Below are 11,344 nucleotides of genomic sequence, written 5' to 3' on the forward strand. Positions count from 1 at the left end.
CGGAATACTGTACTTTCTGGCTAACGACTAACACTTTAAAGGCGCTTTCCGTATTTGCGGGGTGCCTTTTTTTACAAAATATTATTTTTGCGTTAAATTATTACAGATATTTTACATATTAATTATTGAAGACAAAAGACTACAGATTAAAGGAGGACACGATGGAACCATACAAGAAAAGAGGCATGCAGTTCTTAGTCATGCTTTTATTTGTATCAATCATCACAATATTCACTACGACATCCGCTCAGGCGGCTACAAAGAAAAATGGGTTTGTGACATCTGGCAGACAAACATATTATGTTAGAAACGGGACTAAGGTAAAGGGATGGCTGACTCTCAATGGTAAAAAGTATTATTTCAACACAAAAACAGGTGCACAGATAAAAGGCTGGGCAAAGGATAATACTGGCAAAAAACGCTATTTTACAAGTAAATCAGGAGTAATGGTCACTGGATGGATAAAGAATTCAAAAGGCCAAAAACGATATTTTGACCCGTCAACAGGTTATATGAAAACAGGATGGATGACGATAAATGGCAAAAAGTATTACTTGTATAAGCCATCTGGCATTCTTGCTACTGGCTGGCTCAAGGACCATAAAGGAAATTATAGATATTTTACTAAGGGGAAAGGAGTCATGGCAACGGGCTGGATGCAGGACAGAAAGAAGAACAAGCGTTATTTCAGTACATCTGATGGAGTCATGTATATTGGTCTCAAAAGGGTTGGCAACCCATATTATTATTTTTACACCAAAACCGGAGTTATGGCTTCAGGGTGGATTACAGACACAAATGGAAATAAACGTTACTTTAACACAAATGGTCAGATGGTTATTGGTTCAAAAACCATAAATGGAAAGGTATATTCATTTAACAGTAACGGAATTCTCACTGTCAATACAGATACCGGTTCGCATACAGTAAACCCCTCATCATCTAAAACAATAAAAAATTATCTTCTTGGCGCATTGCAGCCTGTCGGAAAAGCCCTTTATGTATGGGGAGGAGGCTGGAATGATTCAACCAGAAAAGGCCTAAGCCCTCGTTGGCAGCAATGGTACAACAGCCAAGACAGTAGCTATGACTATAATGATTATCGTGATTTATCTGATGGGAACCGCGCAAAAGGGCTTGATTGTTCCGGGTTTGTTGGATGGGCCGCATACCAGGTTATGCAGCAGCGTTCCGGCGTCGGATATGGCTATACCGTAGTTGCAGCAGAAGTCGGGTCGTATTATCGTTCTCTTGGATGGGGGCAGGTTTTAGACCAAAGTGACCTTGTATCTAGCAATTGGACTTTAAAGCCTGGTGATGTGGGCTATAATAACGGACATACGTGGATAGTCATCGGACAGTGCTCTGATAAAAGCGTCGTGATAGTGCATTCCACTCCGCAGGCGGGATGTCAGATTTCTGGCACTAGCACGCCTGGAGGAAATTACGATAGCGAGGCCGTTGCTTTAGCCAGAAAATATATGTCAAGGTATTCCGGTTATACAAAATATAATTACCACACGACAAGCGGCAACTACATTAGGAATGGAAAGTATTTGAGATGGAACCGCTCCACTCTTGCTGACCCAAACGGATATATGAATAAAACAGCAAATCAGATTCTTGCAGACTTATTTAGGTAATCCTGATGGGCTTTGCTCCGACTTGGCATGTTAACTTATACAAAAAAAATGACAATGCATTATAGAATGCATTGTCATTTTTTTTGTATCCAGAAATCTTTTAAATCTCTCCCCGCATCTCCTTCTCTTCTTTTTCTTTTTGCATTTGTCTCACACACATCCATAAAAACCAATCGCCAAATAATAGTAACGCAGTGATTATCATACACATGCTTTGAGTGTACGTCTGCTGTATTTCTTCTGGGTGGTCTGGGTTGTATTTTATAGATACTTTTTCACCTTCGGTTTTACCAATCCTGGTAAATTCTCTTCGCGTTGCCGTATACGTCTTTCCTGCGGCTTTGTATTCGTATGTTATAGAATTTGTGTATGAAGTCCGGTTCCTTGAGGATGGAGACTTTGTTACATGACGTGTTACATCGGAAATAATTGCATCTACGGTTTGGAAATCAGCGTATCTATTGTAATACTTAACATCCAGTACAATCAGAACTACTGTTGCGAGTAATGTTATTAGTAGAATCCAAGAGATATTTTTTTTTGCTTCTGGGTTTATCTTTATTGTCTGCATATCTGTACTCCTTTTACTTTTTTTATACAATTACAATATGCGAAATTTCACAAAAAAAATAAGCCCGAATAAATCGGGCTTAAGAAAAAAATGTAAAAACAATATGTATTAGACGTAAGCAGAAACCTTGCCATGATTATACACATAACCATGATTAGCAAGTATTTCTTCCGGTTTAACAATGTCATTACTGCTGTTGACACTTTTTATCATTTCTGAAAGTTCTTCTGGCGACATAGCCTTATCTCCCGGTATGACTATAACCTCACAGAGGCTTGATGGAATGATAAAGAAAAACCCTCCAAAAATATCTGAGAGTTCATCCAGTACTCCTTCGTAGAATATTGAGGCCCCTGACGTTTTCATGCTTGTGGTGAGAGCATACATTCCAGGTGCACTTATCACATCACTGATTTTCTGAGTGTTGATATCAATAATACTACTGCTAGGAAATCCAAAAAGCAGGCTTCTTGCATCGGTGATAGATAGTGGAAGTAGCTGCGGAGAAGAAATTTTTGCCTGCTGCATAACATCTTCTCTTGCTACTCCCCAGTCTTTCAGCATATGATAGTCAATCAGGGTACTTGCAATCCCATTATTGCTTACATTAACGCAGATTCGCGGGGTAATAGCCAGGTCATCAATCGTATCGTAAATTTTATCTTTTAGATACTCTTTGTGAAGCTCTGTATTGTACAGTGAAAGAATCAGTCTGTCTTTAACCCAGTCCCATGAATGTATTTTATCTGCAATATCATTCAGTTCTGCAGGAAGTTCGCTTTCCAAATCACTGATGATACTATCAACGACATCATCAAGGAGTGGAGGTTTGCCCTTTGAAAGCATTTCCATATAGTGGTTGTAGATAAACTCAATCTTGACAGACGCTGTAACCCTTAATTTAGAGCCTGCTTTTTTAACCTTTTTTCTTACCAGGCGATGCTCAGGGCCACGAGTTCCGCTCCAGGTCACAATTTCTGTGTCGTATCCTTTTTCTTTCAGAAGAGAAATGACGATGTTTTCGAATGTTTCGAGAGTAATATTTGTTTCTACCATTTTTTTTTATCTCCTTTCTTATTGAAAAAATATTGTTTCGTAATTAATATGTATGATTTCAGTGAAGACAAAACAAAGAGCCTCCTCCGATTTTTCGGCGGAGACTCAGGTACTTAAGTCACCTCGCTCTTTTTCTTTTCTTTTTCGTACATTTCTTTCAGTGCTTTCCAGTACTTACCCCTATATTTCAACCACTATTTTCTACATACAATATGCCGAAATTTTTGTCATAAACAGCAATTTTTGCGCATTTTCTTTTTATATATTTTTCTGCATTTTATATGTGCAAATATTTTTAACAGGAAAGGAATTAAAAAAATGGTAGAAAAAATCAAAACAGAAACAAGCGAAGAAAGAGAAGCAGCAGCAAAATACCTTCAGGAGGAGTTAAATTTTAGACTCAAGAGTCTTGAGGGAAAGCCTGATGCACTGTGTCAGGTTTATCAGGTAGCTATCCGTGCTCTTCGTCCTGAATTTAAGCATTACGTTGTTACGATTGCGTCTTCAAAAATCCGCAATTCGCAAGCAAAAATCCAGGGAAACTGGAGGAATGTTTATGGTGATGTTATTTTTGACGAATTCCCGGCGCAGTCCATAGACGAGGCCAAAGAAACGTTTAAAAAAAAATATCCGTCTATGGTACTTGAGGATGTACAGATTATGGAGTATGTGCTTCCGATTTAACTTTTTCAGCTATTTAAGTCGTCCGTTTTTACGGACGGCTTTTTTTAATTGTTGTTTTTTTGCATATTAGATACGAAACATATTCTACAAAAACGAAAGGAGAAATTAACATGGAAAGATGTTTAACGCCAGAAGAGAAAAAAGAAAAAAAAGCCGCCATTAAATACTTGCGTGAGGAACTAAAAGAACGTTTGGAGTACCTGAACGGAGAGCCGGACAATCTTTGCGAGGCTTATCAGGCAATTATTGACTCAATGCAGCATCAGCTTGAAGTACGAGATATCATCAAAGAAACTCATGATTTTCTTGGTAATGAGAAAATTGGATTTGAGACGTTAATTCGTGCATTTAATTTCTTTTCTGACATGACACCAGAAGAAAAAGATGCAGTGATTGATGCGTATAAAAACAATGGATTTAATAATCATGGATGGTATTAACTTGCTAGCAAAGTCGTTACTGGACTTTGAACACCAGTCACAGCTTGAGCCGTTCTTGCGGCTCTTTTTTTTGTTGTCTTGCTTTCCTGCATATTAGATATGAAAGATATTTTGCAAGCACGAAAGGAGAAATTAATATGGAAAAATGTTTAACACAGACAGAAAGACAGGAAAAGAAAACTGCCGTTAGATATCTTCGCGGAGAGTTAAAAGAACGCCTGGACTATCTGAACGGCGAGCCAGACAACCTCTGCAAGGCATATCAGGCAATCATTGAATCTATGCAGTGCCAGATTGGAGCGAAAGATGTAGTTAAGGAAACTCACAGTGTTCTTCGCGCCGAGCAAATCAGCTTTAAGGCCATGCTTCGGATATTTAATTTCTTTTCTGAATTAACTCCAGACGAAAGAAACATAGTGATTGAAGCCTCTGAAAATGGTGAATTTGATGGTACCGGATGGTAATGTATTCACTCTTTTTTTTTGCTTTGCTGTTTTTCAGCATCTTAGATTTAGATATAGAAATAAGAATAGAAATAAGAAGAGAGAACGTACTACGAAAAAATGTTTAACGTTAGAAGAAAGAAAAGAAAAACAGGTCGCAATTAACTGAACTGTATGAGCGTCTCGAATGTTTGGATTACAAGCCAGACAGCCTCTGCAATGCATACCTGGCAATTATCGAATCTATGCAAAACCAGATTGGCGAAAGAGACATAATTCAGGAAACACATGATTTTCTTGATTCCAAGAAAATCGGGATTGAAACCATGATGCAGGCATTTTCTTTCTTTTCCGGTATGACACAGGACGAGAAGAATCTGATAATGAAGGCCTACAAAAACGGAGAGTTTGACGAACATAAAGGCCAGAATTCCTGACAGCAAAAAAGAAAGAAACAACGGACACCCGCTGCTTCTTTCTTTTTTTAGTGTCTAGCGTAGTCTTGTATATTTATTGAAAATCTCGTCTTTCGCGTCTCTTATCCGCCTGTTTTCATTTTCATCGATGACCGCCGCATGCACTGCAGCCGCCACAGCCACTACAACCCAAAGCCACATACTGTACACCTCCTGCTTTCGCTATATTATATTTTTTTAAGCGTTCCTTTTCCTCCCCTTTTTGCTTTCGCCAGTTTAGAGAATGGAATCTGTTTTTTGTTCTTTAAGGTTAATATCAATTCAGCCGGCTGCTGCTCTTCTGCAGGCAGGTTGTCACCTTTCGCTGCCGCCGTTTCATCTACAGGCATTTCTTTCCCGCCTGCCAGCATTGCTTCCGGCATCATGTTTACACTTCCGGCATCATCTTTATTCTTTTCCTCGCTATTCTCTCCCGCCGGCGTCTCTTCGTCTCCAGTTTCAGCTGCCTTCTTTACATCCTCCGGCCATACAAAGAACACATCACTCAGTTTTTCACCGTCCTTCATCGCGATACCGGCAACCGTTCCAGCCCCTCGTTTCTTCTCCGGGATGTCTGCCGCAGCAAACCGCAAGAACCTTCCGGCTTCACTTACAAGCACGATTTCAGGCTCACTTTTCTCTACTTTCACAAAATTCGTGCATGCCTCGCCGTCTTTCAGCTTGATGTATTTGGTATTTTTTGATTTTACGTTAAATTCAATACCAGGCAGTTTCTTTACACCGCCCAAATTAGTTACCATAATATAATTATTGACAACCTTTTCGCATGCCATATTTTTCATCGCTTCAGCATACAGAATAAGGTCTGTCGTAGTATCCAGCGTTGAAACATTATCAACCGGAAGACTCTTGTCCCTGAACTTGCCAAATGGAATCTTATTTGCTGGCACGGTATGCATAATTCCATTTTCTGTAATGAACACAACCTTATCATCGCTCATCACCGGGATGACCCATTTACTCTCAGAGTCTGCTGCTTCCTTGTTTTTTTCATAGACCGTATCACTCACAGCCCTGACATATCCAAATTTGTCCATCAACACAACTTCTTTAAAAGCCTTCGGTGCTTCTTTTTTTATTACCGCTTTTGCGATATTTTTAATGCTTGTTTTTCTCGGCTGCCCATACTCCTTGATGATACGTTCTAAATCATCTTTGATTACTTTTTTCATATACTTTTTATCACTCAGGATTTTTGTATATTTTTCAATATTCTTTTTGGTCTTTTCATTTTCTTTTTTTAACGCTTCCAGTTCCAGACCAATCAGACGTGAAAGACGCATATCCAGGATTGCGTCAGCCTGCATCTCTGTGAAATCAAAGGTCTTTGCAACCTTCTTGTCTTCCGCGATGCGGTATTTAACATTATCAACCTTACCTGTCATTAAGCATTCTTTTGCTTCTGCCTTTGTTTTGCTTCCCCTGATTGTCTCAATTACGGCATCCAAAACATCAATCGCTTTGATTAAACCTTCCTGCACTTCTGCTTTTTCGTTTTCTTTTGTAAGCATTGTTGTGTATTTTCGCTGGTTTACATCAAATAAGAAGTTGATGTGGTATTCCAATGCAGATTTTAAGGAAAGGGTTTCCGGGCGACCGTCAGCAATTGCGAGCATGTTGACGCCAAAGGTGTCTTCCAGTTTCGTTTTGCTAAGCAGGATTGTCTTGATTTTTTCTGCGTCTTCTTCTGATACGTTTTTCTTTAAGTCCAGAACGATTTTAATGCCTTCTTTTGATGACTGGTTGGAAATATCCACGATATCCGGAATCTGTTTTGAATCAACTAACAATGCCACATCATTTAAGAAGTTTGCGATACCTGCTCCAATCATTGTGTATGGAATTTCTGTAATGACAAGACGGTTTGACTGCCTGTTCTTTTCATGCACCACCCTGCCCTGCACCCTGATTTTTCCGGTTCCGGTCTTGTAAATCTCCAAAAGGTCATCGCTGTTTGCGACAATACCACCGGTCGGGAAATCCGGGCCTTTCACGAATTCCATCAATTCTTCGATGCTGGCGTCCGGTGAATCCATTAAATATTCTTCTGCCTTCAATACTTCCACCAGGTTATGAGACGGTGTTGAAGTGGTCATACCGACAGCGATACCTTCAGAACCGTTGATTAAGAAGTTTGGAATCTTTGCGGGCAGCACTTCCGGCTCTTTTTCTGTCTCGTCATAGTTCGGGACATAATCCACAACTTTTTTGTCCAGGTCAGCAAGGTAATTTTCCTGTGCAATCTTCTGCAGTCTTGCTTCCGTATATCGTGAAGCAGCGGCACCGTCACCCTCAATAGAGCCAAAATTACCATGACCGTCAACAAGCGGGATTTCACGCTTAAAATCCTGCGCCATCACTACCATTGCGTCATAAATGGATGAGTCTCCGTGCGGGTGGAATTTACCCATTGTATCACCGACGATACGAGCTGATTTTCTGTATGGCTTGTTGTAATCCAAGCCTAGTTCTGCACCCATATCATACAAGATACGGCGCTGTACCGGTTTAAGACCATCACGGATATCCGGAACTGCTCGTGCGATAATTACACTCATTGCATAGTCAATATATGACTGTTTCATAATATCTGAATATTCCTGCTTTATGATTTTCTCCTCAGCAGGTTCAAAAAGGCTTAACTGTCCGTCGTTTGAATTTTTTTTGCGCATATTTTTCTCCTTGACTTTAGTTTTCTTTCTTGTAATATGCCGAAAAAATTAAAACAGGACAAATTTTGCGAAAAAAAATAAAGAGATGCGTTTTGCATCTCTTTGTATGTGCTGTTAGCTATATTGATAACTCAGCCTTACGTCTTCGTTTGTCAAGCCTCGCAGAGGCTGAGTGTAGTGCATGAACTGGGATTCAGACCCGCGTGCAAAGTTAAAACCGGAACCTTTGACCCGCGGACAGTTTTTGGTCGGCCGGGGATTCCCCGTTCTCCGTTAAATCTTTATATTTCTTTTTTGTTTTTCACTTTTTTCGCCTCAATTACGACTTCTTCCTCTCCTCGTCTGCTGAAGAAAGCGAGAACATCTTTCTTGTTTGCAATTCCTTCCAAAACATATCCATCTCCAAAACGTCTGGAAAACCAGTCGGCTTTGCTTAAGTCTCTCGTCCAGGACATTCCGTCAGGATTTCTTCCAGGCGTTACGCCACGGTAAATCGTAAATGTCTCCGGCAAGTCTTTATATACTTCGTATTCATAGTCATGCATCAGCGCTTGTTTGTCGGCGATTCTAAACCACTTTGCAGATAATGACACCGGCACGTTCACATCGCCATTCGGGTTCTCTTCTTCTGTCCAGAACTTTCCAAGTAACATGCTGAAATCTGGCAATGATAGACTTTCTTTTGCAAATTTAAGAAATGTCAGGTAATAAGAATTTCTTACAACGTACGCACATTTTATCAATTTGTCTATACTGTTAATTTTTTCTTCCATTTTACTTACTACTTCTTCTAATCCATCCGGTGTCATAATATCAACAATCTTTCCGTTTACACTTGAAAAACCCGTCTCAAATATCGGATGCTGTACAACAATCGGTGAAAGTTCGGTCTCTTCTACCGGCATATGAAGAAAATCTTTCAATATATTTTTAATTTCTGTTAGGTCAGTTTCTTTTTTCATCTATTTTCCCTTTTTGACGTTTTGCCATCCCGGATTGGCCTCAGTGAATCCCTCGGCAATTGATAACTCCCCGGTTTTGACGGAGTCGTTGCCAGAATAAATATGAATTACCGAGCATTTTCTTGGTTTTATCGTAAAATTGGTGGCTTGCTTTATTTTTTTTGTATTTTACCACACAAAACAGATATTCGCAATTTTTTTTGCAAAAGAAAATACCGGGATTTAAATCCCGGTATTGTAAAACATGATTATTTTTTTTCTTCTCCAAACACAGCCTTAAACTCCTCTTCCGTCAGCGCCCTGCTGCAGGTGTATACATACCTCGGCTTGGTAAGTTTAAGTTTGCCGTATGGCTCTTTCGGGTTTACCGGCTCGGCGCAGAAATAATTTTCTCCGCGGGAAAAGGTTTCTGCTGCCCATGTTGTCAGGTCAGTTCGGCGATATAATCTCGGTTTACCATTCTCTTCTGCTGAATAGATATTAACACAGTCCTTCCGGAAGCATTTTTTTAAGTCTTCTTTCGTCTGTACTTTTCTTTTTCCGGCCCGAAGCTCTAAGCCATCAAGGACATCCTGAATTCTTTTTGAGAATTGCTTAGTTTCGCTCATTTTTTCTCCTTTCTAGGCCATGTCAGCATCATTTCCGTTCTGGTCTACAAGACGGAAGCCATCATGACAATATCCGGTTTCATTAGACAGCCAGTCGGAAATCTCATCCGGGTCTGTCATGCCTTCAGGAATAATCATCTCTGTTGGAAGTGATTTCAAAATTTCGCAGGCCTCATCGTCCATTTCATCAATGTCGTCATCAGTCACATCCCATTTAATATTCACAGCCTTAAGCATTTTTTTCTCCTCTCTTTCTTTACGGTAAGCTCTGAAATATCCGTCCAGTTCTTCTGCCGGCACAAATTCCATCGCTACGATAACGGTCAACCCTTTTTCAATACCTTCATCTGGCATAGTCCATTCTTCTGCGGCAATGACGGATTCGCTGTCGTCATAAGAATCGCCGTCAAGCGGAATGATTTTGCCGTTTGTTACCTTAAAACAGCCGCAAAACTCGCCATCAATATTATTGCCGGTTACCGGTGGAAGGTTTCGCTTTTCGTCATATCCACGATAAGAAACGTAATCAAAGTCCTTTGCAGCGATAATCTCCCCGATTGTTGGATATGGTTTGGCGTATTTTTTTAACATATTTTTGCTCCTTTCTTGAAAGCCAAATTTGATTGCATATTTAATATGCGGATTTTTGCCGGCGAAGAAAAAAGAGCAGCCAGTGGCTGCTCAAAAATCAAATTATATTTCAAAAATATCCTGTGAGTGCTTCATCGCCTGAAGTGCGTAAGCTTTCAAGGCAGTGTATTTTGATGCATTGTCAGAAAAATCGTTAGATTTTTCAATATGCTCAATTAGGCTCTGTAAGGCTTCATCGGTAAACATTCCTGATTTGATGTATTCAGCCATTAACCTCTCACCATCTTTTTCTGCAAGAGTGAACGCAAAGACTTTTTTTATATTTTCGCTGAGAAATTCATCCACATCTTTTCCTGGATATAGTTTACGGTGCTCTAATGCTGTCGCGTATTTTGTTACAAGCCTGCTTTCGCTATATGTTTCTGGCGGTGATGTGGTTTCGCCTTTTGCATATAGCCTGACTCGCCTTGCGATGACATTAATGCTGTCCATTTCCTTCGGCATCACAATCGGCTGTAATCCGTCAATATGGAGTTTCCAGAAATCACAGCCGTGCCCTAGAGATGCTCCTAATGACCTGATGCCTGCTCTTACAGCGTTGAGAGCGTTGAGATTAGCTTTTTTTGTGTAAATATTCGCTGCATTGCAGAATGCAGCCCTGCCAATTTCTTTTAACGATACTGGCAGATGAATATCATACATCTTGTCAGGGGTAATATGTGATACCTCTCCATTGTCTTTAAGATTTGCAGTGTTGAATGCCTGCGAGCCGACATGTTTTAATCCTTCAGGAAGAAGGATTCTGGTCAGCTGAGTATTTTGGAATGCACTATAACCAATTCTTTTTAAGTTTGGACCAAAAGAAAAATCTTTAAGATTGATGCAGTTCATGAAGGACATATTATCAATGCTTTCAAGGCCTTTCCCTCCGTCTACACATTCCAGAAACATATTGCGATGAAACGCATACTGCTCAATCCGTTTCACGGAATCTGGAATGATAAGATGATTAAGTTTGCATTCGTAGCACGCATATTCGTAGACCCTTTCAGTGCCTTCATGGATTTTGACGGTTCCTCTTCTACCAATTGGACAGAAAACCAGATATTTGAAATCTGCCGTATGAAGTCTCCACCCCTATGCGGTGCATTACTCCTATAGAGGTGGTATCTAAAACGGAGCAAAGCTCCGAAAAACA

13 protein-coding genes are annotated in these 11,344 nt (G+C 40.0%); 5 read left to right on the top strand and 8 right to left on the bottom strand.

Features of this window, described 5'->3' with window-relative positions:
* Window positions 1–161: 161 nt before the first annotated feature.
* Complete coding sequence (locus tag AB5026_RS14495) at window positions 162–1,643, top strand: N-acetylmuramoyl-L-alanine amidase family protein (protein WP_368213614.1); 1,482 nt, start codon at window positions 162–164, stop codon at window positions 1,641–1,643.
* A 100-nt stretch (window positions 1,644–1,743) separates the two neighbouring features.
* On the opposite strand, the gene AB5026_RS14500 is transcribed toward AB5026_RS14495, so the two are convergent.
* Window positions 1,744–2,214 carry a DUF3592 domain-containing protein gene (locus AB5026_RS14500; RefSeq protein ID WP_368213616.1) on the bottom strand — a complete coding sequence of 157 codons (471 nt, stop codon included), beginning with the start codon at window positions 2,212–2,214 and terminating at the stop codon, window positions 1,744–1,746.
* A 108-nt stretch (window positions 2,215–2,322) separates the two neighbouring features.
* Window positions 2,323–3,270 (bottom strand): DUF5688 family protein, encoded by a 948-nt coding sequence (locus AB5026_RS14505; RefSeq protein ID WP_368213617.1) that lies wholly within the window; start codon window positions 3,268–3,270, stop codon window positions 2,323–2,325.
* A gap of 318 nt (window positions 3,271–3,588) precedes the next feature.
* Here AB5026_RS14505 and AB5026_RS14510 point away from each other — a divergent pair, with 318 nt between their 5' ends.
* The 4 genes from AB5026_RS14510 (at window position 3,589) to AB5026_RS14525 (ending at window position 5,274) form a co-directional block, all read left to right on the top strand.
* The gene (locus tag AB5026_RS14510) at window positions 3,589–3,954 is read left to right on the top strand and encodes a hypothetical protein (protein ID WP_368213618.1); all 366 of its coding nucleotides are present in this window, start codon (window positions 3,589–3,591) and stop codon (window positions 3,952–3,954) included.
* A 110-nt stretch (window positions 3,955–4,064) separates the two neighbouring features.
* On the top strand, window positions 4,065–4,394 hold the full coding sequence (locus AB5026_RS14515; protein WP_368213620.1) for a hypothetical protein: 330 nt from the start codon (window positions 4,065–4,067) through the stop codon (window positions 4,392–4,394).
* A gap of 137 nt (window positions 4,395–4,531) precedes the next feature.
* A complete protein-coding gene (locus tag AB5026_RS14520) occupies window positions 4,532–4,858 on the top strand; it encodes a hypothetical protein (protein ID WP_368213622.1) in 327 nt (108 codons plus the stop codon).
* A 170-nt stretch (window positions 4,859–5,028) separates the two neighbouring features.
* A complete protein-coding gene (locus AB5026_RS14525; RefSeq protein WP_195657096.1) occupies window positions 5,029–5,274 on the top strand; it encodes a hypothetical protein in 246 nt (81 codons plus the stop codon).
* Between the two features lie 54 nt (window positions 5,275–5,328).
* Here the strand turns inward: AB5026_RS14525 and AB5026_RS14530 are convergent, their stop codons facing one another.
* The 6 genes from AB5026_RS14530 to AB5026_RS14555 all read right to left on the bottom strand — a co-directional run bounded on the left by AB5026_RS14530 (window position 5,329) and on the right by AB5026_RS14555 (window position 11,250).
* The gene (locus tag AB5026_RS14530; RefSeq protein ID WP_270186891.1) at window positions 5,329–5,454 is read right to left on the bottom strand and encodes a hypothetical protein; all 126 of its coding nucleotides are present in this window, start codon (window positions 5,452–5,454) and stop codon (window positions 5,329–5,331) included.
* 26 nt (window positions 5,455–5,480) lie between these two features.
* Window positions 5,481–7,985, bottom strand: a complete 2,505-nt coding sequence (locus tag AB5026_RS14535) for a DNA topoisomerase (ATP-hydrolyzing) (protein ID WP_368213623.1) — start codon at window positions 7,983–7,985, stop codon at window positions 5,481–5,483.
* A gap of 281 nt (window positions 7,986–8,266) precedes the next feature.
* Window positions 8,267–8,947: a hypothetical protein gene (locus AB5026_RS14540; RefSeq protein WP_173734551.1), complete on the bottom strand. Its 681-nt coding sequence runs from the start codon at window positions 8,945–8,947 to the stop codon at window positions 8,267–8,269.
* 248 nt (window positions 8,948–9,195) lie between these two features.
* Window positions 9,196–9,555 carry a hypothetical protein gene (locus AB5026_RS14545; RefSeq protein WP_368213624.1) on the bottom strand — a complete coding sequence of 120 codons (360 nt, stop codon included), beginning with the start codon at window positions 9,553–9,555 and terminating at the stop codon, window positions 9,196–9,198.
* Between the two features lie 12 nt (window positions 9,556–9,567).
* Window positions 9,568–10,146 carry a hypothetical protein gene (locus AB5026_RS14550; protein ID WP_270186890.1) on the bottom strand — a complete coding sequence of 193 codons (579 nt, stop codon included), beginning with the start codon at window positions 10,144–10,146 and terminating at the stop codon, window positions 9,568–9,570.
* Window positions 10,147–10,248: 102 nt separating this feature from the next.
* Window positions 10,249–11,250 carry a leucine-rich repeat domain-containing protein gene (locus AB5026_RS14555; RefSeq protein ID WP_195657121.1) on the bottom strand — a complete coding sequence of 334 codons (1,002 nt, stop codon included), beginning with the start codon at window positions 11,248–11,250 and terminating at the stop codon, window positions 10,249–10,251.
* Between the last annotated feature and the right edge of the window lie 94 nt (window positions 11,251–11,344).

Origin of the sequence: Blautia sp. RTP21359st1_E11_RTP21359_211015, assembly GCF_040910705.1 — a bacterium.
Taxonomy (GTDB): domain Bacteria; phylum Bacillota; class Clostridia; order Lachnospirales; family Lachnospiraceae; genus Blautia_A; species Blautia_A fusiformis.